The organism is Streptomyces sp. SP18BB07 (assembly GCF_036322545.1).
Classification (GTDB): Bacteria; Actinomycetota; Actinomycetes; order Streptomycetales; family Streptomycetaceae; genus Streptomyces; species Streptomyces deccanensis.
In genome coordinates this window covers 16,768-39,418 of sequence record NZ_JAQYWT010000316.1, presented here as the reverse complement: position 1 = coordinate 39,418, position 22,651 = coordinate 16,768, and the positions used below count along the sequence as shown (strand labels likewise).

Sequence of the window (22,651 nt, the reverse complement as noted above, 5' to 3'; positions counted from 1 at the left end):
AGGATGCTGTCCGGGTCGGGGCGGGCGTCGTGTCCCCCTGTGGCAGGGGCGCGCGCCGGACGACGCACAACAGCGGCCTATTCTTCCACGCCCTCCGGCCGCCGCCAAAATCGGCCGAACGGTTCGCCCTCCGGATCCGGGGCCCAGCCCAGGATGGAGAGCATCTCGCGGTCCTTCTTGTCGAAGGCCTTCGGGTCGCAGCGCTCGATGAGGTCGGGCCGGTTGGCGGCCGTACGCTTCAGCGCCTCGTCCCGCCGCCAGCGCGCGATCTTGCCGTGGTGGCCGCTGAGCAGCACCTCGGGGATGTCCCGGCCGCGCCACTCGGGGGGCTTGGTGTAGACCGGCCCCTCCAGGAGGTTGGCCATGGCGCCGGGCGCGAAGGAGTCGTCGCGGTGGGACTCGGCGTTTCCGAGGACACCGGGCAGCAGCCGCGCCACGGCCTCGGTGACGACGAGGACGGCCGCCTCGCCGCCGGCGAGGACGTAGTCGCCGATGGACACCTCGTACACCGGCATGCGAGTGGCGTACTCGTCGATCACGCGCCGGTCGATGCCCTCGTAGCGCGCCGGCGTGAAGACCAGCCAGGGGCGCTCGGAGAGTTCGACGGCGAGCGCCTGGGTGAAGGGGCGGCCGCTGGGGGTGGGGACGATGAGCGCGGGCCGTGCGGATCCCGTCTCGTATCCCTGCGCCAGCACGTCGTCGAGCGCGTCGCCCCAGGGGTCGGTCTTCATGACCATGCCGGGGCCGCCGCCGTACGGGGTGTCGTCGACCGTGTTGTGCCGGTCGTACGTCCATTCCCGCAGGTCGTGGACGTGCACATCCAGCTGGCCACGCGCGCGGGCCTTGCCGACGAGGGAGACGTTCAGCGGTTCGAGGTACTCGGGGAAGATCGTGACGACGTCGAGCCGCATCAGGCCTTGTCCTCCGAGTCCGCCGAATCCTCGGCGTCCCGCGAGGAGGCGATCTCGGCCTGGTCGTCGATCAGACCGGGCGGCGGGTCGATGACCGCCCTCTGCTCCTCCAGGTCGATCTCGGTGACGATCTCCTCGACGAACGGGATCATCACCTCGCTGCCGTCGGGCCGTTCGACGATGAACAGGTCCTGGGAGGGGAGGTGAGAGATCTCGGTGATCCGGCCGACCTCGACGCCGTCCTTGGTGACCACGTCCAGGTCCATCAGCTGGTGGTCGTAGTACTCGTCCTCTTCCTCCGGCAGTTCCTCCGGGTCCACCTCGGCGATCAGCAGGGTGTTGCGGAGAGCCTCGGCGGCGTTGCGGTCCCGGACGCCCTCGAAGCGCAGGAGCAGCCGGCCGCTGTGGACCCGGCCCGTCTCGATGGTCAGGGGGCCCGTCGAGGCGGGGTCCGTGAGCAGGACGGCGCCGGGGCCGAGCCGGAGTTCCGGTTCGTCGGTGCGGACCTCGACGGTGACCTCGCCCTTGATGCCGTGGGCGCGGCCGATCCGTGCGACTACGAGCTGCACTGTGCTCGATCTCCTGTCATACAACTCATCCAACGCATACGACTGGTGCGACGCATACGACTACGGGCCGGGGACGGCCCAGTGGCCCTCCCCGGCCCGAGCCGGTGCTGCGAATCTTCGTCAGCGGACGTGGTCCACGTCGACGAGGTCGACACGGACTCCGCGGCCGCCGATGGCACCCACGACAGTACGCAGGGCGCGGGCGGTACGGCCGTTGCGGCCGATCACCTTGCCGAGGTCGTCGGGGTGGACCCGGACCTCGAGTACGCGCCCCCGACGCAGGTTGCGCGAAGCGACCTGCACGTCGTCGGGGTAGTCGACGATGCCCTTGACGAGGTGCTCGAGAGCCTCCTCGAGCATGCTCAGGCCTCGGTCGACTCGGACTCGGCGGCAGCCTCGTCCTTCTTGTCGGCCTTCTTCTTCTGGGTGATCGCCTCACCCTTGCCCTCGTCGTCGCCGCCGAGGGCCTCGAACGACGGGCGGGAGGACTTCGGCTGAGCCACGAGGAGCGGCGCCGGAGCGGGCTCGCCCTTGAACTTCTGCCAGTCGCCGGTCTTCTTCAGGATGGCGAGCACGGGCTCGGTCGGCTGCGCGCCGACACCCAGCCAGTAGGCGACGCGGTCCGCGTCGACCTCGATGACCGAGGGGTTGTACGTCGGGTGGTACTTGCCGATCTCCTCGATCGCACGACCGTCACGACGGGTACGGGAGTCGGCGACGACGATGCGGTAGTGAGGCGAACGGATCTTGCCCAGACGCTTCAGCTTGATCTTGACTGCCACGGGAGTGGGTTCTCCTGGATTTGACGTGGTTGGGCACGGCGAGAATGCCGCGTGGGGTTGCGGTACCCGAGTGCCCGATGGACGCGTCAGCCGGAGGAGAGAGGGGTCCTGTGCGACTGTCGAGTACAGCTAGCCATTGTGCCACACCCGGGGGTTCACCTCCGACCCGGGCTGCGCGGAGCCATGCCGAAGCGGCACCCGGCGCCGGGGAGGTCGCTCACCGGCCCTGACCGGGTGCCGCCTGCATCCACCGCAGCGAGGGCGGACCATCGACCGCGAGCCGGATACGGCTGCCACGAGCAGCCGTCGGTTCAGCTCGCCGTCTTCTCGGCTCGCCCTCGTCTCACGCCGCGCCCACGACCTCCGGGATCCGGAAGGGCTTGCCGCAGCCGCCGCAGACGATGGGGGCCTGGGCGAGTACGGACGGGACGACGCGGACGTTGCGGCCGCAGTCACAGACGGCCTTGACACGGACGCCGCCACCGGAGGAGCCGTGGCGGGCGGCCGGGCCCCGGAAGCTGCGGGCCGTGTCCGCGGACGTCGCCGCGGTGTGGGCCTTGAGGGCGCGCTGCAGTCTGTCGATGGTCGGGCGATAGCGACGCTTGGCCTCGGGGTTGAGCGTGACCAGCGAGAAACCGCTGCTGGGATGCGGTTCCTCGGGGTGGTCGAGGCCGAGCTCCTCGGCGATCGCGAGGAATCTCCGGTTGTGGTACCGGCCGGCGCGGGAGGTGTCGCGGACCCCGCGCGCGGCGGCGATGCCATGGACTGCCTCATGGAGCAGTCGCTCGAAGGAGAGTTCGTGACCGCAAGCGGACGAAGACTCTCCGATCAGGGACTCGGGAGCGGCAAGATCCGGCAGTTCGGGGTGGTGCCGTTGGATGTCGGCCCACGCCTGTGCCAGCTCTGCGGCGAGAACAGGTGGTGTCTGTGTCGTGCTCACGTAATGACAACGAGCCTGAGTGCCGCTGTGTTCCGATTCCGGGCCATCCCAAATAATTTGCACGTACCCGTCAGTTGCCACTAGTGCGTCCTGACGAGGGCGGGTGCGCTGATCTGCGGAGAAGCCTCACAGCTCGCCACAAGGCGGTACGTAGTAACACGTACGCCCCGGCGCGTAGACGAGGTCCGCGCGCCGGGGCACCTGGGTTCGGCAGATGCGCAAGGGACGTTTCGGTCGCTCTCCCGGCGGAACGGAGTGCTCTAGTAAGCGCGCGCCACGACGGCGACGTTACCGGGTGCGTCATAGGAGTCGGGCACCGACCCGTCCTCGGCGACCAGACACCTTACGGTCACCGCGTGCTCCCCGAGCCTGTTCTCGCCGTCCTCGCCCAGCGTCGACCAGGGGATCCGCGCCCAGCCGCCGGCGGTGGCCGCCTCGATCGCCTCGTCGAGCGTGGACACCTCGGTCGTGCGGGACTCGCGCCGCTCGCGCGACTGCCTCAGCAGGAGCGCCTGGTCCTCCTCGAGGACGGTGGGGAGCAGGTGCACGAGCGAGTCGAGCGCGACCGGCTCCTTGCCGCCCGGGATGCGGCGGGCGAGCATCGCGGTGCCGTTCTCCAGGTCACGGGGGCCGACCTCGATGCGCACGGGGACGCCCTTGAGCTCCCAGTCGACGGCGCGGCGGCCGAACGGGACGTCCGTGCGGTCGTCCACCCGCACGCGGACGCCCGCCGCCTTCAGCCGGGCACCGAGTTCACGGACCTTGGCCAGAACCGCGTCGTCACCCTTGATGGCGACCACGACGGCCTGGACCTGGGCCAGCCGGGGCGGCACCCGGAGACCGTGGTCGTCGCCGTGCATCATCACCAGGGCGCCGATCATGCGGGTGGTGGAGCCCCAGGAGGTCTGCCAGACGAGTTCCTGAGTGCCGTCCTTCGACAGGTACCGGGTGTTGAAGGCCTTGGCGAAGTTCTGGCCCAGTTCGTGGCTGGTGGCCATCTGGAGGGCCTTGCCGTCGCCCATCATGCCTTCGAGCGTGAGGGTGTTGATGGCGCCCGCGAAGCGCTCCTTGACGGTCTTGCGGCCGGGGACGACGTCCATCGCGAGGACGTTCACCATGAAGTCCTCGTAGACCTCCCGGTGGATGTGCGCGGCGAAGTCGCGCGCCTCCTCGTACGTCGCGTGCGCCGTGTGGCCCTCCTGCCAGAGGAATTCGCTCGTGCGCAGGAAGAGCCGGGGACGCAGTTCCCAACGGACCACGTTCGCCCACTGGTTGATCAGCAGAGGGAGGTCGCGGTAGCTCTGGACCCACTTCGAGAAGGAGGCGTTGATGATCATCTCGGAGGTGGGGCGGACGACGGCGGGCTCTTCGAGTTCCTTGCCGCCGCCGTGTGTCACCACGGCCAGCTCGGGCGCGAAGCCCTCGACGTGCTCGGCCTCCCGGGTGAGGTAGGACTGCGGGATCAGGAGCGGGAAGTACGCGTTCTGCGTGCCCGTCTCCTTGATCCGGGCGTCCATCTCCTGCTGCATCCGCTCCCACAGCCCGTACCCGTACGGTCGGATGACCATGGTGCCGCGCACCGGGCCGTTGTCGGCCAGCTCGGCCTTGGTGATCAGATCCTGGTACCAGCGCGGGAAATCGTCCGCGCGGGGCGTGAGTACGGGTGCCTTTGCCATGACGGAATGGTACGGGGGCATATTGCGACGATGTGAATTCTTTTTTCCTTCCCTGGACAGTTCGCAAACCGGTGTCCGCGACCCCTGGACGAGTCGCCGCGCGCGGAGTTACCTGGCATACGGGGGGAGTGCGAGCGCGCACTGCCACGGGGGCCAGGAAATCCGGCAACGGCAACTCACGGCGGATTGGGGCGCTTTCGATATGACACCTACGCTCGTGCGGCAGCAACTGCCTCGCGCGGGGACCGCACCCCGCGTGGACCGGTGTGCACGCGCGCGTGACTGGGCGGAGATCCAGGAACGGATGCTGGTACCGCTGTACGAGGCCGTGTACCGACGGCTCGACGTCGGTACCGGCACGCGGCTGCTCGGCCTCGGCTGCGGTTCGGGGCTCGCGCTGCTGATGGCGGCTGGGCGAGGAGCCTCGGTCACCGGCATCGACTCAGAGGCGCCGGAGAGAACGGCACTGGCGAGGGAGCGGCTGCGGCCGCAGTCCTGGGGCGCGCGCGCGTGCGCCGTCCCCCGGGTCGTCGAAGGTGACCCCGAGGACGTGTCCCACAGGCCCGGTGACCCGCTCTACAACCTGGTGACCGCCTTCGAGCCGATCGGCTGTCTGGCCGGTGACTCGGAGGGGCTCGGTGAACTGCTCGCCGCAGCGACGCCACTGGCGGAACGCGGCACCCCCGTGGTCCTCGCCGGCTGGGGCCCACCGGAGCGCTGCACCACGTCCGCCGTGCTCCGCGTGGCCACCAAGCTCGCCGATCCCCTGCGCAGCGCCGGCAGTTGGCGCCCGGCGCTGCGCGACGACCTGGAGGAGGTCGCCCAGCGGGCGGGCCTGAAGCCGGACGGCTCGGGACGCGTGGCCTGCCCCTTCGGGTACGCCAACGTGGACAACGCCGTACGGGGGCTGCTGTCGACCGGCCTGTTCGACGCGGCGATCGGGGCCACCGACCAGGAGCAGGTGGACAAGGAACTGACCGAGGCATTGCATCCGCACCGTCGCCGGGACGGGACGGTCTGGATGCCGAACGTGTTCCGCTACCTCATCGCGCGGACACCCTGAGGCGGACACCCTGAGCAGGTCCTCGCGGCATCTTCCGGTGCGGGTGTGAACGGTGTTGTGAATGGCGTGAAGAAAGCGGGTCGGTAGCGCTTTCTCTTGGCCAAGTGCCGCGCCATGCGCCTAACCTGACGCATCGTCCAGCAGAACAACACATCCGCGTACGGGAGTTGTCAGCAGGAGCACCACGAGCGACACCACACCTTGCCGTCACGCACACGGCATCCGGCGCCGCGCGCCCGGCCACACCCCCCGGCCGGTCACGCGGCGTCCGCCGTTCGTCCCCGCGGAATCGCGGTCAGCCCATGAACTTCTTGAACTCGTCCGGCAGCTCGAAGTCCTGAGCGCCCTGCTGGCCCGGCAGTCCGAGGGCGCCGCCCTGGGCCGCGGCTGCCCGGCGGGCGGCCTCTTCCTGCTCCTGCTGCTTGCGCTTCATCGGGTTGCCCGAGCGCTGCTTGCCCTTGGCCTGCTTGGGCTGCTTCTTGCTCCGGCCCGGACCGCCACCCATGCCGGGCATCCCCGGCATCCCGGGCATGCCGCCGCCCTGGGCCATGCGGGACATCATCTTGCGGGCCTCGAAGAACCGCTCGACGAGGCTCTTCACCGCGCTGACCTCGACACCGGAGCCCTTGGCGATACGGGCGCGGCGCGAGCCGTTGATGATCGTCGGCTCCTGGCGCTCGGCCGGGGTCATCGACTTGATGATCGCGGCCGTGCGGTCGACGTCACGCTCGTCGATGTTGTTGATCTGGTCCTTGATCTGCCCCATGCCGGGCAGCATGCCGAGCAGCTTGCTGATGCTGCCCATCTTCCTGACCTGCTCCATCTGGGCCAGGAAGTCGTCGAGCGTGAAGTCCTGCCCCTTCTTGGACGCCAGCTTGGAGGCCATCTTGGCGGCCTCTTCCTGGCTGAAGGTCTTCTCCGCCTGCTCGATCAGGGTGAGCAGGTCACCCATGTCGAGGATGCGGGAGGCCATCCGGTCGGGGTGGAAGGCGTCGAACTCGTCGAGCTTCTCGCCGTTCGACGCGAACATGATCGGCTTGCCGGTGACCGAGGCGATCGACAGGGCGGCACCACCGCGGGCGTCGCCGTCGAGCTTGGAGAGGACGACGCCGTCGAAGCCGACGCCGTCACGGAAGGCCTCCGCCGTGTTGACGGCGTCCTGACCGATCATCGCGTCGACGACGAAGAGGATCTCGTCCGGGGAGACGGCGTCCCGGATGTCCGCCGCCTGCTGCATCATCTCCTGGTCGATACCGAGGCGACCGGCCGTGTCGACGACCACGATGTCGTGGACCTTCGACTTCGCGAACTCGATGGAGTCCTTGGCGACCTTGACCGGGTCGCCCACGCCGTTGCCCGGCTCCGGGGCGTAGACCGCGACACCTGCGCGCTCGGCGACCACGCTGAGCTGGTTCACGGCGTTCGGGCGCTGGAGGTCACAGGCGACGAGGAGCGGCGAGTGGCCCTGCTCCTTCAGCCAGCGGCCCAGCTTGCCCGCGAGGGTCGTCTTACCGGCACCCTGGAGACCCGCGAGCATGATCACGGTCGGCGGCTGCTTGGCGAAGCGCAGACGACGGGTCTCGCCGCCGAGGATCCCGACCAGCTCCTCGTTGACGATCTTGAGGACCTGCTGGGCGGGGTTGAGTGCCTTGGAGACCTCGGCGCCGAGCGCGCGCTCCTTGACGTTCTTGATGAAAGCCCGGACGACCGGCAGCGCGACGTCCGCTTCGAGCAGCGCGATGCGGATCTCGCGCGCCGTGGCGTCGATGTCCGCCTCGGAGAGGCGCCCCTTGCCGCGCAGGTTCTTGAAAGTCGCTGAGAGGCGATCGGAGAGCGTATCGAACACGGCGGTGTCGGTCCTCGGAGTCGGGGGCAGGGTGGGCTGCCCTCCAGGGTATCTGTCTGGGTGTGGTCGGGTCTCCACCCCTGTGGATAGTGATGGCGGAGCCCGGCCGCGTCGGGTACGGCACCGGATGGCCCCGTACCCGACGTGCTCAGCCGCGCAGCGTCTCCTCCAGCTTGCGCGCCACCGAAGCCGCCTCGTCGGCCGGCAGCGGCGCCCCCTTCGGCCCGGTCACATAGAAGGCGTCCACCGCGTTGGCGCCCAGCGTGCTGACGTGCGCGCTGCGCATCCGTACGTGCGCGTCCTCCAGGGCCCGTCCGATCCGGTGCAGGAGCCCCGGCGCGTCCTGGGCGCGGACCTCGATGACCGTGGCGTGCCGGGAGGCCGCCGCGGCCACCGTGACCCGCGGCGGCGGCGCGACCACGCCCCGCCGCCGGGGATAGGCCGCGTCCCGCTCGGCCAGCCGCCCGGCGATGTCCAGGGAGCCGTCCAACGCCCGTACGAGGTCGGCGCGGAGCCGGGCGGCCTGCGGCAGCGAGCCGTACTCGGCGGCCACCCGCCAGTTCAGCAGCAGGACCGAGCCCTCGACGCCGTCCGGGAGGTCGAAGGTCCGCAGTTCGGCCGTGCGCACGGTGAGCCGGTGCATGGCGAGCACACCGGCGACCGCGGGCAGGACGCCCGCCTGGTCGGGCACGGCGATGAGGAGTTCGACCCCGAGCGGCTCGGGGTCGGCCTTCTCGTCCTTCTCCTCGGCGGCGGCCTCCGTCTGCGCGCGCAGCGACAGCACCGGCCCGCCCGTGCGGAACGCCTCGATGGCGAGCCGCTCCTGCTCGGCGCTGGTCTCGCCGGGCTCCGGCTCCTCCGGCTCGTCGCCGGCGAACAGCGCGTCGACCCGCTGGACCAGTTCGGTCACGAGCGAGGCCCGCCACGACGACCAGGCGGCGGGCCCGGTGGCCAGCGCGTCCGCCTCGGTCAGCGCGTGCAGCAGTTCGAGCGTGCCCGGAGATCCGACGGCGTCGGCCACGGACCGCACGGTGGCCGGATCCTCCAGGTCACGCCGGGTGGCCGTGTCGACGAGCAGCAGGTGGTGGCGTACGAGGGTGGAGAGGACCGCCACGTCCTCTCGGTCGAAGCCGATCCTGGCGGCCACGTCCTTGGCGATGATCTCGCCGGCGACGGAGTGGTCGCCGGGCCAGCCCTTGCCGATGTCGTGCAGCAGCGCGGCGACGAGCAGGAGGTCGGGCCGGTGCACCCGGCGGGTCATCTCGGAGGCCTGGACCGCGGTCTCGATGAGGTGCCGGTCGACGGTCCAGATGTGCACGGCGTTGCGCTGCGGCCGGCAGCGCACCCGCTCCCAGTCGGGCAGCAGGTGGGTGATCAGGCCTTCGGCCTCCAGCGCCTCCCAGACGTCGACGGTCGGACGCCCGGAGCCCAGCAGGGTGACGAGCTGCTCGCGCGCCTCCGCCGGCCAGGGCGTCGGCAGCGGCCGGGCGGTGGCCGCGAGGCGGCGTACGGCGTGCAGAGACAGCGGCAGTCCGGCCTGGGCGGCAGCGGCGGCGGCGCGCAGGGGCAGCACCGGATCCCGCTCCGGCCGGGCGGCGCGCGCGAGCACGACCTCGCCGTCCTGTTCGACCACGCCCTCGGCGAGCGGCGACCGCTCGGGGGCAGGCTTGCCCCCGCCGAGCATGGCGCGCAGCCGGGGCCGCACGGCGCGCGACCGCAGTACGCGCCCCACTTCACGCCAGGTCACATCACTGGCGTACGAGATGACCCGCGCTGCCTCGTACACCTGGCGCAGCAGGGTGTCGGCGTCCAGCAGCCCCAGCTCGGCGGCGACCTGGTCCTGTTCCTGGAGCGCGAGCCGGTCGGTCGCGCGCCCGGTGGTGAGATGCAGCGCGTCCCGTACGTCGAGGAGGCGGCGCCGGGCGTCCGCGAGCCCCTCGCGCGGGGCGTCCGCGAGCCAGGAGGCGGCTACGGCGCGCAGGGCGGTGGCGTCGCGCAACCCGCCGCGCGCCTCCTTGAGGTCGGGTTCCAGCAGGTACTGCAGTTCCCCCTGCCGCTCGGCCCGCTCGGCGCACAGCTCCTGGAGCTCCGGGAGGCGTTTGGGGGCTTGATTGCGCCAGTCGGCGAGGACGGAGGTCCGCAGCCCGGCGGTCAGGCCCAGGTCACCGGCGATATGCCGGGCGTCCAGCAGCCCGAGCTGCACCTTGAGGTCCTCGCCGGCGGTCTTGCGGGCCTCGGCGGGGGTGCGCACGGAGTGGTCGAGGGCCAGCCCCAGGTCCCAGACGGGGTACCAGATGCGGTCGGCCAGCGCGGCCACCGCCCGCTCGTCGGACCCGTCGTGCAGGAGCAGCAGATCCAGGTCGCTGCGGGGCGACAGCTCGCCCCGCCCGTATCCCCCGACGGCGACCAGTGAGGCCCCGCGCAGTTCGGTGGTGCCCGCGCCGAACAGTCCCGCGAGCCAGTCGTCCGTCAGCTCGGCCAGGGCCGAACGGCGCGGCGGCCCGGACTGCGCCTCCTCCTGGAGGAGGCGCAGCCGGGCCGCCGCATAGCCGCTGGGTCCCGAGTCCTCTGCATCCGTACGTACGTCCGTACTCGTCACCCAGTGACTCCTGTTCTTCTCTTCGGTCAGAGCGCGTCCGGGCCGCGCTCGCCGGTCCGGACCCGTACGGCCGTCTCGACCGGGAGGGACCAGACCTTGCCGTCACCGATCTTGCCGGTGCGGGCGGCCTTGACGATGACGTCGATCAGCTGCTCGGCGTCGTCGTCCTCGGCCAGTACCTCGATCCGGATCTTGGGAACCAGGTCGACCGTGTACTCGGCGCCGCGGTACACCTCGGTGTGTCCCCGCTGCCGACCGTACCCACTGGCCTCGGTCACCGTAAGTCCGTGCACCCCGAAGGCCTGCAGGGCTTCCTTGATCTCGTCGAGCCGGTGCGGCTTGACGACCGCGGTGATCAGCTTCATGCCTCGACCTTCTTGCTCTCGGTGGCGGCAGCGACGCTGCTCGTGGTGCTGGAGGAGATGTGCGAACCGGCGGCCGAGCTGAAGTCGTACGCGGTCTCGGCGTGCAGGGCCTGGTCGACACCGGTGACCTCGTCCTCCTCGGACGCCCGGAAGCCGATCGTCTTCTGGATGGCGAAGGCGATGATCCAGGTCACCACGAAGGTGTAGCCCATGACGGAGAAGGCACCGGTGGCCTGCTTGCCGAACTGGTCGAGGCCGCCGATCCCGTCGGTGGCGAGGAAGCCGACCATCAGGGTGCCGAGGACACCGCCGACCAGGTGGACGCCCACGACGTCGAGGGAGTCGTCGTAGCCGAGCTTGTACTTGAGGCTGACGGCCCAGGAGCAGACAGCGCCGGCGACGATGCCGATCAGGATGGCGCCGAAGGCGTTGACGTGACCACCGGACGGGGTGATCGCGACGAGGCCCGCGACGGCACCGGAGCAGGCACCGAGGGTGGTGAACGCACCGTGACGGATGCGCTCGTAGATCAGCCAGCCGATGATGGCCGCGGCGGTCGCGATCTGCGTGTTGATCGCCATGCGGGCGGTCGTGCCGTCGACACCGAGCCAGGAACCGGCGTTGAAGCCGAACCAGCCGAACCACAGCAGGGCGGTGCCGATCATGACCAGCGGCAGGCTGTGCGGCCGCATCGGGTCCTTCTTGAAGCCGATCCGCTTGCCCACGACGAGGACCGCGGCGAGCGCGCCGATACCGGCGTTGATGTGGACCGCCGTACCACCGGCGAAGTCGATGACGCCCATCTCGAAGAGCCAGCCACCCGGCGCCCACACCCAGTGCGCGACCGGGAAGTACACCAGGGTGACCCAGAGCGCGACGAAGACCATCCAGGCGCCGAACTTGACGCGGTCGGCCAGCGCACCGCTCATCAGGGCCGGGGTGATGACCGCGAACAGCATCTGGAACAGGATGAAGGCGAACGCGGCGATCTTGTGCGGCTCGCCGTTGGCGCCCGCGACGAAGCTGTCGACCGTGCTGGTGACGTCGATGCCCTTGAGGCCGATCGCCTCCAGGTCGCCGATGAAGCCGCCCTGGTCACCGCTGAAGGCGAGCGAGTAGCCGTACAGCACCCACAGGATGCTGACGATGCCCAGCGAGATGAAGGACATCATCAGCATGTTCAGCACGCTCTTGGCACGAACCATGCCGCCGTAGAAGAGCGCCAGGCCCGGCGTCATCACCATGACGAGCGCCGCACTGATCAATACGAATCCGGTATCTGTGCCGTTCAATGCCGGTATCTCCTCGTGGTCGGAACGGCCCGTGCGGATGCGGCAGCTTGGGAGCTATCGGGGAGGGCCGACTGTGCTGAGGAGACTGACGCAGCACCGTTTCGCCGGGAGTTTGGAAATGTTTCCCGGAGGTGACGAAGGCACCCATCACGTTACAGACAGGTGAAACGTGAATCGCGGAGGATTCATCCCGTGTGGGGCCCAGCCTCTGCGGGGCCCTCGGCGGATAACGGTTTCGTATCCGATGGAACTTCCGAGGGAATCCCCGGTGCGGCGCCTCGAACGGACCGACCGCGGCAGACCATCCGATGACCTGGCATGGGGGAGCCGAGTCGGGCAGTTCGGGATGGCCGGCCGCGGCCGGCGTGGAGGGGCCCCGGCGGTTGCCGGGCCGGGTCAGACCGCTTCGGCGGTCTCCGGGAGGTGGACGGCGAGCTGGTCGGTGAGGTCGACGACCTCCGCGAGACCACCGAAATCGCGTACGGCCGTGTCGACGGTCTTGCGGATGCGGGTGTTGACGCGCTCGGAGCGGACCTTGCCTGCGACGTCCATGGCCTCCTTGGCCATGGCGACCCCCTGCTCGGGCTCGCGCTGGAGCAGGTGCACGGTGGCCATGCCGATGAGGTTCAGCGCGTACGACCGCTGGTGTTCGGTGTCCGTCGAGAAGAGTTCGACGGCCCGGCGCATCACAGGTTCGGCGAGGGAGGCGTAGGTGGGGCTGCGGCCGGCGACATAGGCGAGGTCGCGGTAGGAGTGGGAGTTCTCGCCGTGCAGCTCCGCCTCGTTGAAGAAGCGGATCCAGTCGGGGTCCGGGTCGTCCCACTCCTCGGCGTCCGCGAAGACGTCCTCGGCCATCCGCACGGCCCGTTTGCACTTCCCGGGCTGGCCCATGTTGGCGTAGGCGCGGGCCTCCATCGCATACAGCATCGACTGGGTGCGGGGGCTCGCGCAGTCACGACTGCCGTACTGGGCGAGATGGATCAGTTCGAGGGCGTCGTCGGGGCGGCCGAGGTGGATCATCTGTCGGCTCATACTGGACAGGACATACGAACCGAGGGGCTTGTCGCCGGCCTCCTTGGCCGCGTGCAGGGCGAGGACGAAGTACTTCTGGGCGGTGGGCTGAAGGCCGATGTCGTAGCTCATCCAGCCGGCCAGTTCGGCCAGTTCGGCGGCGACCTTGAACAGTCTCCGGGTGGTGGCCTCGGGCTGTGGCTCCTGGAGGAGGTCGGTCACCTCGTGCAACTGGCCGACGACCGCCTTGCGGCGCAGACCGCCGCCGCACTGGGCGTCCCACTGCCGAAACATCACGGTCGTGGATTCGAGGAGGTCCAGCTCCGGCTGGGAGAGCCGGCCGGCGCGGCGGGCGGCGGACGATGGCTCGGGCTCGGCGCGCGGGGCGGGGGGTGCGGGGACGAGCCAGCGCTGCATCGGCTCGATGAGGGCCGGGCCCGCGGAGAGGGCGAGCGAGCTCCCGAGGAAGCCGCGCCGCGCCAGCATCAGGTCGCTGCGCGAGAACTCGCTGATCAGCGCCACGGTCTGCGGGCCCGTCCAGGGCAGGTCGACACCGGAGACGGACGGGGACTGGTGGGCCGCGCGCAGCCCCAGGTCCTCCACGGCGACGACACAGCCGAACCGCTCGGAGAACAGCTCGGACAGGATCCGCGGGATCGGCTCGCGCGGGTTCTCCCCGTCGAGCCACCGTCGTACGCGGGAGGTGTCGGTGGAGATGTGGTTGGCGCCGAGCTGGCGGGCCCGGCGGTTCACCTGCCGGGCGAGCTCGCCCTTGGACCAGCCGCTGCGGACGAACCACGAACCGAGCAGTTCGTTCGGGCGCTTCTCAGCGTTCGTGCCGCTTCCGCCGTTGCCGCCCACTGGAACGCCCCCATCCCTGAAACCACTTGTGCGCTGTGTGCGCCAAGCCCTACCAGAATGCCGGTTACCACGCCGTACGTCCGACCCTCGTCACCCATCGAACGGAAAGACGACTTGCCTCCGGCATACCCACGAGCGTGTACGTCCCCAGACCCCGTGCACTCAAAGTAATCCTACGATCACGCGTCCGGCCACGGCGATTCCAGAAACGCCACCATTCGCCACCCCTTCGAATGAACTAACGGTCGCCCGTCCGCGATTCACTTGACACATGACGGCCGGGAGCGGGCGGAGCGATGCATTCAGGGGCGCGCGTCGACGACCGCACCACCCAGGATGCCGTGGTGCGCCGCCCGCACGGAAGCAGAGCGTCGCATTCCGACTCCGTCGCGTAACCACCCGCGCGCTGGACCCGTTGGAGGGGGCATGGGCTTCACGATCGGCGGCATCCGGGAGATGCGATCCGGCACGCGTCGACGCGGCCGTTCCTCGGAGTGCACGGCCGTGGCCGAGTTCACCGGCCTCTGGGGATGGGATGTCGTCCCCGGCGCGCGGACGGCTTCGGGCGCGTGCTCGTGCGGCAGGACCACCTGCTCCGCACCCGGCGCACATCCCCTCGGCTTCGCGCCTCCCGTCCGCGCCGGAGCGACGCTCGACGAGGTGACCGAGGCCTGGGCCGAGTTCCCCGGCGCCTCCGTGATGCTGCCGGTGGGCCGCTCGTTCGACGTGATCGAGGTCGCCGAGTCGGCCGGGCGACACGCGCTGGCCCGCCTGGAACGCATGGGCCTCCCCGTCGGCCCCGTGATCGCCACCCCCGAGGGCCGCGCCCACTTCTTCGTCGCCCCCGGCGCCGCCGCCGAGCTGCCCTCCCTGCTCTACCGCATGGGCTGGGACGACCCCTGCGCCCTGGACCTGCGCGGTCTCGGCCCCGGCACCCATGTCACCGCCCCGCCGTCCGACCGCGGCGGCCTCGGCCCGGTCCGCTGGCTCCGCTCCCCCGCGCTCGACTCGGCGACCAGGCCACCGGCCGCGCGACTGCTGCTGGGCACCCTGGCCTATGTGGCGCACCGGTCCCGGGCCTGAGCCCGGCCGCTGCCCGCACAGCAAAGCGCCCGTCCCCGACTGCACCTCGGGGGCGGGCGCTTCTCCGCTACCACTTCCGAAATTTCGGAGGCTCTCGCAGGCTCAGTCGCCGATCAGCGCATCCACGAACGCCTCCGGCTCGAACGGCGCCAGGTCGTCCGCTCCCTCTCCCAGGCCGACGAGCTTCACGGGCACCCCCAGCTCGCGCTGCACGGCGATGACGATGCCGCCCTTGGCGGTGCCGTCGAGCTTGGTGAGGACGATGCCGGTGATGTCGACGACCTCGGCGAAGACCCGCGCCTGGACGAGACCGTTCTGACCGGTGGTGGCGTCGAGGACGAGCAGGATCTCGTCCAGCGGCGCGTGTTTCTCGACGACGCGCTTGACCTTGCCGAGCTCGTCCATGAGGCCGGTCTTGGTGTGCAGCCGGCCGGCGGTGTCGATGAGGACGACATCGGCGCCCTCGTCGATGCCCTCCTTGACCGCGTCGAAGGCGATCGACGCCGGGTCGCCGCCCTCGGGACCGCGCACGGTACGGGCACCGACGCGCTCGCCCCAGGTCTGGAGCTGGTCGGCGGCCGCGGCACGGAAGGTGTCGGCGGCGCCGAGGACGACGTTCTTGCCGTCGGCGACGAGGACGCGCGCGAGCTTGCCGGTGGTGGTGGTCTTGCCGGTGCCGTTGACGCCGACGACCATCACGATGCCCGGGGTGTCGAGCGGCGATTCGGTGTGGACCGCGCGGTCGAACTCGGGGACGAGGATCTTCAGCAGCTCCTCGCGCAGCAGCGTGCGCAGCTCCGCAGGGGTACGGGTGCCGAGCACCCTCACCCGCTCGCGCAGCCGTTCGACCAGTTCCTGGGTGGGCTGGACGCCGACGTCGGCGGTGAGGAGGGTGTCCTCGATCTCCTCCCAGGTGTCGTCGTCGAGGTGCTCGCGCGAGAGCAGTGTGAGCAGCCCCTTGCCCAGCGCGTTCTGGGAGCGGGAGAGCCGGGCGCGCAGCCGTACCAGACGGCCGGCGGCCGGTTCGGGGATCTCGATCTCGGGGGCGGCGGGCGGTTCCGCGACGGCCACGGGCGCCGACGCCGAACCGTCCGGGAGATCCACCTCCTCGATCGTCCGGCGCGGTTCGTCGCGCGGCGTCTCGGCCTCGTCGCCGACGTGCGGCTCGGCCGGGGGGGCGGTGATGTCGGGTGTCGTGGGGGGAGCCGGGGGCAGCGGCTTCTTCCTGCGGCTGCCTACGACGAGCCCGCCCAGCACGCCGAGCACGACCACGGCGATGACTACAGCAAGGATGAGTTCCATAACGGGACCAGTATGCGGGACCGCTCCCCGACGCGTTCGATCGCCGTACGGGGGGACACGGCCCTTCCACACCCCTGGCTACCTGACGAACCGTCAGCTAACGTCCCCCTTCACAGCCGCCCGAAGGGGGTCCCCATGCCCGTCACGGTCGTCCGTTTCAATCTGGTCGAGCCCGGCGCCATGCCCAGCTCGCTCCGGGCCCGCTACCGGGCCGCCGTCGAGATGGCCGCGTACGCCGACGAGCAGGGCATCAGCACCGTACAGACGGAGGAGCACCACGGGGTCGAGAACAACTGGCTGCCGTCGCCGTTCGTCTTCGCGGGGGCGGTGTTCGGGGCGACGCGGCGGATCGCGGTCACGGTGTCGGCGATGATCGGGCCGCTGCACGATCCGCTGCGGCTGGCGGAGGACATCGCCGTACTGGATCTGGTGAGCGGCGGGCGGCTGGTGACCGTGGCCGGGATCGGGTACCGGCCGGAGGAGTACGCGCAGTTCGACGTGGAGTGGGAGAGGCGCGGCAAGCGGCAGGACGAGGTGCTGGAGACGCTGCTCCGGGCGTGGACGGGTGAGCCGTTCACCTACCGGGGGCGCACGGTCCGGGTCACCCCGCGTCCGGGCACCGAGCCCCATCCGCTGCTGCTGGTCGGCGGTTCCTCCAGGGCCGCGGCGCGCCGGGCGGCACGTCTGGGACTCCCCTTCTTCCCGAGCGCGCATCTGCCGGAGCTGGAGGCGTACTACAAGGAGCGGCTCGTGGAGTACGGCACGGAAGGCTGGACGATGATGCCCGCCGCCGAGACGCCGCTGCTGCACGTGGCGGAGGATCCGGACCGGGCGTGGGCCGAGTACGGCGGCCACTTCCTGCACGAGGCGCGGACGTACGCCTCCTGGCAGTCGGCCGGCATCCGGTCGGCCGTGCGGTCGGGGGCGGCGACGGTGGCGGAGCTGCGCGCGGAGGGCGTGTACCGGATCGTCACGCCGGACGAGTGTGTGGCGCTGGGCCTGGACAACTACGTCCTGCATCCACTGGCCGGCGGGATGCCCCTCGAGGAGGGGTGGCGGGGTCTGCGCCTGTTCGCCGAGCGGGTGCTGCCCCGCCTCGCCGGCTGACGTTCGGCCGCCCGGGCGAACCGCTGTCCCGGCCCGCTCGGCGGTCGGGCCGGGACGGCGGTCGGGCCGGGACGGCGGTGGGGTACGGGCTAGCCCATCTCCTCCAGCGCCTTGCCCTTCGTCTCCTTCACGAACTTCCAGACGAACGGGATGGAGAGCGCGGCGAAGACCGTGTAGATCACGTACGTCACCGAGAGGTTCCAGTCGGCCAGGGACGGGAAGCTCGCGGTGATGGCCCAGTTGGCGATCCACTGGGCGGACGCGGCGACACCCAGGGCGGCGGCACGGATCCTGTTCGGGAACATCTCGCCGAGCATCACCCATACGACGACACCCCAGGAGAGGGCGAAGAAGAGGACGAAGACATGGGCGGCGACCAGGGCGACCCAGCCCTGGGTGGCGGGGAGCTTGCCGTCGACGAGGTCGTAGGAGAAGGCCCAGGCCTCCAGGGCGAGGCCGATGACCATGCCGACGGAGCCGATGAGGGCGAGCGGCTTGCGGCCGATCCGGTCGACGAAGATCATCGCGATGACGGTGCCGACGATGTTGATGATCGAGGTCGTGAAGGAGTAGAAGAACGACTCGCTGGGGTCGACGCCCACGGACTGCCACAGCGTCGCGGAGTAGTAGAAGGCGACGTTGATACCCACGAACTGCTGGAAGACCGACAGGCCGATGCCGATCCAGACGATCGGCTTGAAGAGGAAGCTGCCGCCGAGCAGGTCCTTGAAGGTCGACTTGTCCTCGCGCCGCATGGCCGACTCGATCTCGGCCACCCGGGCGTCCAGGTCGACGTCCTCGCCCTCGACCTCGGCGAGCACCTCACGGGCGCGCTCGTCCTTGCCGACGGAGATCAAAAAGCGCGGGGACTCGGGGATCGCGAAGGAGAGCAGGCCGTAGAGCACGGCCGGGACGACCATGACGCCGAGCATGATCTGCCAGGCCTCCAGGCCGAGCAGCTCACCACGCTGGTCGCCGTCGGCGGCGTTGAGGATGCCCCAGTTGACGAGCTGGGAGACGGCGATGCCGACGACGATCGCGGCCTGCTGGAACGAGCCGAGCCGGCCCCGGTAGGCGGGCGGGGCGACCTCGGCGATGTAGGCGGGGCCGATGACGGACGCCATGCCGATGGCGAAGCCGCCGACGATCCGCCAGAAGGCGAGGTCCCAGAGCGCGAAGGGGAGCGCGGAACCGACGGCGCTGACCGTGAAGAGGGCGGCCGCGATCTGCATGCACCGGATACGGCCGATGCGGTCGGCTATCCGGCCCGCCGTGGCCGCCCCGACGGCACAGCCGATGAGGGCGACGGCGATGACCTGTGCCAGGGCCGTGGAGCCGATGTCGTAGCGGTGGCGGATGGCTTCGACGGCGCCGTTGATCACGGCGCTGTCGTAGCCGAAGAGGAAACCGCCCATCGCGGCCGCCGCCGCGATGAAGATCACGTGCGAGAGATGGTCGGGCTGGGCGCCGCGAGCTCCTGCCCTGGGCTGCGCTGTGCTGGTCACGTCTGTACTCCTCGGCGGGCACGTCGCCGATGTCGGGGGAACGGGCCTGATGATCTGCTGGACCAGCCCCGCCTACCCGCGCTCGGAATCGCCTAACGCAGCCGCTGGCTGATCACCTTCGAGACACCGTCGCCCTGCATCGACACGCCGTACAGCGCGTCGGCGACCTCCATGGTCCGCTTCTGGTGGGTGATCACGATCAGCTGGGACGCCTCCTGCAGCTCCTGCATGATCCGGATCAGCCGCTGGAGGTTGGTGTCGTCGAGCGCCGCCTCGACCTCGTCCATCACATAGAACGGACTGGGCCGCGCCTTGAAGATCGACACCAGCATGGCGACGGCGGTCAGCGACCGCTCGCCGCCCGAGAGCAGCGAGAGCCGCTTGACCTTCTTGCCCGGCGGCCTGGCCTCGACGTCGACACCGGTGGTGAGCATGTTGTCCGGGTCGGTGAGGATCAGCCGTCCCTCGCCGCCCGGGAAGAGCCGACCGAATACACCCTCGAACTCCCGTGCGGTGTCCCAGTACGCCTCGGTGAAGACCTGCTCGACCCGCTCGTCGACCTCCTTCACCACCTGCAGCAGATCGGCGCGGGTCTTCTTCAGGTCCTCCAGCTGCTCGCTGAGGAACTTGTGCCGCTCCTCCAGCGCCGCGAATTCCTCCAGCGCCAGCGGATTGACCTTGCCGAGCTGCTGGTACGCCCGCTCGGCCGCCCTGAGCCGCTTCTCCTGCTCGGCCCGGTGGAACGTCTTCGGCTGGTTGCGGGGATGCTCCGGGTCCTCCGGCAGCTCCTCCCCCTCCGCCGGCGGCGACGGCGGTACGAGCTGGTCGGGCCCGTACTCCGCGATCAGCCCCTCCGGCTCGACACCCAACTCCTCCAGCGCCTTGGTCTCCAGCTGCTCGATCCGCATCCGCTTCTCGGCACCGAGCACCTCGCCCCGATGGACGGAGTCGGTCAGCTTGTCCAGCTCGGCCTTGAGTTCACGCCCCTCGCCACGGGCCTGCCCGAGTTCCTGCTCACGGCGTGCCTTGGCCGCGTCGGCGGCGGTGCGTTCCTGCTCCGCGCGGCCGAGGGAGACCTCGACATGGCGGAGCAACTGCCGGGCGCCGGAGGCGACCGCCTCGGCCACGGCAGCCTCGTGCCGCAGCCGCGCCCTGCGCTGTTCGGCCCGCGCCCGCGCCTCGCGCTCGGCCCGCGCGGCGCGGTCGAGTGAATCCGCGCGCCCCGCGAGCCCCTTGACCCGCTCCTCATGCGTCCGCACCTGGAGACGGGCCTCCATCTCGGTCTGCCGCGCGTTGGCCCCGTCCGCCGCGAGCCGATCCCGTACGAAGGTGTCCGGCTCCTCCTCGACGGGCATCTCCTCGGCCACCGCGAGCCGTTCGGCCAGCTCCTCCGCGTCCTGTACGGCCTTGTCGAGCGCCTCCTGGGCACGTGCGGCGGCGGCCGTGGACCGTTCGGCCTCCCCGGCGGCGCCCCGCGCCTGCCCGGCCAGCCGCCCGAGCTGCTGGGCGACGGCGGACTTCTCCCGCTCGCCCGCCCGGCGCCGCTCCCCCAGCTCCTCCACGGTCCCGGCCCGCTCCCGGCGCAGCTCGACGGCGTTCTGCTGGGCCTCGGCCAACTCCTCGCACCGTACGGCCAGTTCCTCCAGCTCGGCCGCCGCCTCGTCGACGGCGGCCTGCACCTCCAGCAGGCTCGGTGCCCCGGCCGAGCCGCCGTGGGCGAAGTGAGCCCCGAGCAGGTCGCCCTCGGCGGTGACCGCGGTGAGATCGGGGCGCGTGTATACGAGGGCCTCGGCGTCTTCGAGGGTGTCCACGACGACGATGCCGTGGAGGAGGCGGCGGACGGCGGGGGTGAGGTCGGAGGGGGCGCGGACCAGGCGCTCCGCTGGAATCCCCGGGTGCGGCCGGTGTTCGTCCGCGGGTCCGTCGTGGCTGGTCGCGCGGTTCCCCGCGCCCCTTTCGGGCTCCGCCGAGGGAACCGGCGTCGGGTCCTCCGGCCCTCCTGCGGTCAGCAGCGCCGCTCGTCCGGCGTCCTGCTTGCGCAGCAACCGGATCGCCTCCGCCGCGGCGGAGGGTGAGGTCACCGCGATCGCGTCGGCCGCCGCGCCGAAGGCGGCCGCGAGGGCGACCTCGTGTCCCGGGGTGACCGTCAGCAGTTCGGCGGCCGGACCCAGCACCCCGCCGAGGCGGTCCTTCGCACCGAGCAGCGCGCCCGTACCGTCCTTGCGGCGCAGGCCGAGGGCGAGGGCTTCGTGGCGGGCCTGGGTGGCGGCGCGGCGGCGTTCGGCTGTGGTCGTGGCCTCACGGGCGGCGGTGAGGGCGGTCTCGGCCTCGGCCAGGGCGCGCTTCGCGGCGTCGTGCTGTTCGGCCAGGTCGGAGTCGTCGGCGTCGAGGTGGTCGACCTCGGCCTTGAGCGCCTCGTACTCCTCCTGCGCCGCGGCGGCACGCTCGCGCGCCTCGTCACGGGCGGCGGCGAGGCGGTCGATCTCGGACTGGGCGGAGGCCGCCCGGGAGCGGGCGGCGTTGACCTGGCCGCCCAGGCGGGCGAGGCTCTCGCGGCGGTCGGCGATGGAACGGGCGACGTCCTTCAGCCGGCGTTCCTCGACCATCAGTTCGCGCTCCAGCTCGGCGCGGTGCTCGACCGTGTCCTCCAGGGCGCGCTCGGCCGCCTCCAGGGCCGCTTCGAGTTCGGCCTCCTGTTCACGGATGCGGGCCGCCTCGCGCTCCATGTCCTCCGGGTCACGGCCGCGCCGCTCCTCGGGGGGCGCGGAGGTGGCGCTCTTGACCCGGGCGTCGGCGAGGGAGATCGTGCCGCGCACCCGTTCGGCGAGCTGCGACAGCTCGTACCAGGTCTCCTGGGCACGCTGGAGGCGCGGAGTGAGCCGGCGCACCTCGCCCTCCAGCTGGGCCTCCCGATGGAGCGCCTTCTTCAGCTCGGTTTCGGCGGCCTCCTTGCGCTGCTTCAGCGCGGCCTCGTCGGCGACTTCCGTACGGAGCGCCGCGTGGAGGCGTACGAGATCGTCGGCGAGCAGTCGCAGGCGTGCGTCGCGCAGGTCGGCCTGGATGACGGCGGCCCGGCGGGCGACGGCGGCCTGGCGGCCCAGCGGTTTGAGCTGGCGGCGGAGTTCGTCGGTGAGGTCCTGGACGCGGGCCAGGTTGGCCTGCATGGCGTCCAGTTTCCGGAGCGCCTTCTCCTTGCGCTTGCGGTGCTTGAGGACCCCGGCGGCCTCCTCGATGAAGGCGCGGCGGCCCATGGGGTCGGCGTGCAGGACGGAGTCGAGCTGGCCCTGGCCGACGATGACGTGCATCTCGCGGCCGATGCCGGAGTCGGAGAGCAGGTCCTGGATGTCGAGGAGCCGGCAGGTGTCGCCGTTGATCTGGTACTCGCTGCCGCCGTTGCGGAACATGATCCGCGTGATCGTGACCTCGGAGTACTCGATGGGGAGGGCCCCGTCGGAGTTGTCGATGGTCAGGGACACCTCCGCGCGGCCGAGCGGGGGACGCCCGGTGGTGCCGGCGAAGATGACGTCCTCCATCTTGCCGCCGCGCAGCGACTTGGCCCCCTGTTCGCCCATGACCCAGCTGAGCGCGTCCACGACGTTGGACTTGCCCGAACCGTTGGGCCCGACGACGCACGTGATGCCCGGTTCGAACCGGAGCGTGGTCGCCGAGGCGAACGATTTGAACCCTCGGAGGGTCAGGGCCTTGAGGTGCACGGCGCTGGACTCTACCTTCCGGCCTT

Annotated in this window: 17 protein-coding genes; 3 read left to right on the top strand and 14 right to left on the bottom strand. The window is 70.8% G+C overall.

Annotation, left to right across the window (positions count from 1 at the left end; all coding sequences use genetic code 11):
* Nucleotides 1-77: 77 nt before the first annotated feature.
* The 6 genes from trmD to proS form a co-directional block, all read right to left on the bottom strand.
* Nucleotides 78-911 (bottom strand): tRNA (guanosine(37)-N1)-methyltransferase TrmD, encoded by an 834-nt coding sequence (gene trmD / locus PUR53_RS21135; RefSeq protein WP_329898828.1) that lies wholly within the window; start codon nt 909-911, stop codon nt 78-80.
* Entirely contained in the window at nt 911-1,480 is a 570-nt protein-coding gene (gene rimM / locus PUR53_RS21130) for a ribosome maturation factor RimM (RefSeq protein WP_329898827.1), read from the bottom strand. The genes trmD and rimM overlap by 1 nt, the downstream gene beginning before the upstream one ends.
* A gap of 120 nt (nt 1,481-1,600) precedes the next feature.
* The gene (locus PUR53_RS21125) at nt 1,601-1,840 is read right to left on the bottom strand and encodes an RNA-binding protein (RefSeq protein WP_033526925.1); all 240 of its coding nucleotides are present in this window, start codon (nt 1,838-1,840) and stop codon (nt 1,601-1,603) included.
* A gap of 2 nt (nt 1,841-1,842) precedes the next feature.
* Nucleotides 1,843-2,262 (bottom strand): 30S ribosomal protein S16, encoded by a 420-nt coding sequence (gene rpsP, locus PUR53_RS21120; protein WP_329898826.1) that lies wholly within the window; start codon nt 2,260-2,262, stop codon nt 1,843-1,845.
* 343 nt (nt 2,263-2,605) lie between these two features.
* On the bottom strand, nt 2,606-3,202 hold the full coding sequence (locus PUR53_RS21115) for a hypothetical protein (protein WP_033526923.1): 597 nt from the start codon (nt 3,200-3,202) through the stop codon (nt 2,606-2,608).
* Nucleotides 3,203-3,462: 260 nt separating this feature from the next.
* Complete coding sequence (gene proS / locus PUR53_RS21110; RefSeq protein WP_329909285.1) at nt 3,463-4,878, bottom strand: proline--tRNA ligase; 1,416 nt, start codon at nt 4,876-4,878, stop codon at nt 3,463-3,465.
* Nucleotides 4,879-5,182: 304 nt separating this feature from the next.
* On the opposite strand from proS, the gene PUR53_RS21105 reads away from it, so the two are divergent.
* Nucleotides 5,183-5,941: an SAM-dependent methyltransferase gene (locus tag PUR53_RS21105; protein WP_329898948.1), complete on the top strand. Its 759-nt coding sequence runs from the start codon at nt 5,183-5,185 to the stop codon at nt 5,939-5,941.
* 295 nt (nt 5,942-6,236) lie between these two features.
* Here PUR53_RS21105 and ffh read toward each other — a convergent pair whose 3' ends face one another.
* The 5 genes from ffh to nsdA form a co-directional block, all read right to left on the bottom strand.
* Complete coding sequence (ffh, locus tag PUR53_RS21100) at nt 6,237-7,787, bottom strand: signal recognition particle protein (RefSeq protein ID WP_329909284.1); 1,551 nt, start codon at nt 7,785-7,787, stop codon at nt 6,237-6,239.
* Nucleotides 7,788-7,935: 148 nt separating this feature from the next.
* Nucleotides 7,936-10,386: a [protein-PII] uridylyltransferase gene (locus PUR53_RS21095; protein ID WP_329898823.1), complete on the bottom strand. Its 2,451-nt coding sequence runs from the start codon at nt 10,384-10,386 to the stop codon at nt 7,936-7,938.
* A 26-nt stretch (nt 10,387-10,412) separates the two neighbouring features.
* A complete protein-coding gene (locus PUR53_RS21090) occupies nt 10,413-10,751 on the bottom strand; it encodes a P-II family nitrogen regulator (RefSeq protein ID WP_003997576.1) in 339 nt (112 codons plus the stop codon).
* Nucleotides 10,748-12,043: an ammonium transporter gene (locus PUR53_RS21085; protein WP_329898822.1), complete on the bottom strand. Its 1,296-nt coding sequence runs from the start codon at nt 12,041-12,043 to the stop codon at nt 10,748-10,750. The genes PUR53_RS21090 and PUR53_RS21085 overlap by 4 nt, the downstream gene beginning before the upstream one ends.
* Nucleotides 12,044-12,439: 396 nt before the next feature.
* The gene (gene nsdA / locus PUR53_RS21080; protein ID WP_329898821.1) at nt 12,440-13,915 is read right to left on the bottom strand and encodes a transcriptional repressor NsdA; all 1,476 of its coding nucleotides are present in this window, start codon (nt 13,913-13,915) and stop codon (nt 12,440-12,442) included.
* Between the two features lie 426 nt (nt 13,916-14,341).
* Between nsdA and PUR53_RS21075 the strand changes: the two genes are divergently transcribed.
* Nucleotides 14,342-14,998 carry a bifunctional DNA primase/polymerase gene (locus tag PUR53_RS21075; protein WP_329909283.1) on the top strand — a complete coding sequence of 219 codons (657 nt, stop codon included), beginning with the start codon at nt 14,342-14,344 and terminating at the stop codon, nt 14,996-14,998.
* Nucleotides 14,999-15,100: 102 nt separating this feature from the next.
* On the opposite strand, the gene ftsY is transcribed toward PUR53_RS21075, so the two are convergent.
* Nucleotides 15,101-16,300 carry a signal recognition particle-docking protein FtsY gene (ftsY, locus tag PUR53_RS21070; RefSeq protein ID WP_329909282.1) on the bottom strand — a complete coding sequence of 400 codons (1,200 nt, stop codon included), beginning with the start codon at nt 16,298-16,300 and terminating at the stop codon, nt 15,101-15,103.
* A gap of 135 nt (nt 16,301-16,435) precedes the next feature.
* On the opposite strand from ftsY, the gene PUR53_RS21065 reads away from it, so the two are divergent.
* Complete coding sequence (locus PUR53_RS21065) at nt 16,436-17,407, top strand: LLM class flavin-dependent oxidoreductase (RefSeq protein WP_329909280.1); 972 nt, start codon at nt 16,436-16,438, stop codon at nt 17,405-17,407.
* An 89-nt stretch (nt 17,408-17,496) separates the two neighbouring features.
* Here PUR53_RS21065 and PUR53_RS21060 read toward each other — a convergent pair whose 3' ends face one another.
* Both PUR53_RS21060 and smc read right to left on the bottom strand, forming a co-directional pair.
* A complete protein-coding gene (locus PUR53_RS21060) occupies nt 17,497-18,912 on the bottom strand; it encodes a sugar porter family MFS transporter (protein WP_329898817.1) in 1,416 nt (471 codons plus the stop codon).
* Nucleotides 18,913-19,004: 92 nt separating this feature from the next.
* Entirely contained in the window at nt 19,005-22,625 is a 3,621-nt protein-coding gene (gene smc, locus PUR53_RS21055) for a chromosome segregation protein SMC (protein ID WP_329898816.1), read from the bottom strand.
* Nucleotides 22,626-22,651: the final 26 nt, after the last annotated feature.

Bases quoted from the DNA above. Each gene is read 5' to 3' on its own strand.
- trmD (WP_329898828.1), bottom strand. From the start codon at position 911: ATGCGGCTCGACGTCGTCACGATCTTCCCCGAGTACCTCGAACCGCTG.
- PUR53_RS21125 (WP_033526925.1), bottom strand. From the start codon at position 1,840: ATGCTCGAGGAGGCTCTCGAGCACCTCGTCAAGGGCATCGTCGACTAC.
- proS (WP_329909285.1), bottom strand. From the start codon at position 4,878: ATGGCAAAGGCACCCGTACTCACGCCCCGCGCGGACGATTTCCCGCGC.
- PUR53_RS21105 (WP_329898948.1), top strand. From the start codon at position 5,183: ATGCTGGTACCGCTGTACGAGGCCGTGTACCGACGGCTCGACGTCGGT.
- PUR53_RS21090 (WP_003997576.1), bottom strand. From the start codon at position 10,751: ATGAAGCTGATCACCGCGGTCGTCAAGCCGCACCGGCTCGACGAGATC.
- PUR53_RS21075 (WP_329909283.1), top strand. From the start codon at position 14,342: ATGGGCTTCACGATCGGCGGCATCCGGGAGATGCGATCCGGCACGCGT.
- ftsY (WP_329909282.1), bottom strand. From the start codon at position 16,300: ATGGAACTCATCCTTGCTGTAGTCATCGCCGTGGTCGTGCTCGGCGTG.
- PUR53_RS21065 (WP_329909280.1), top strand. From the start codon at position 16,436: ATGCCCGTCACGGTCGTCCGTTTCAATCTGGTCGAGCCCGGCGCCATG.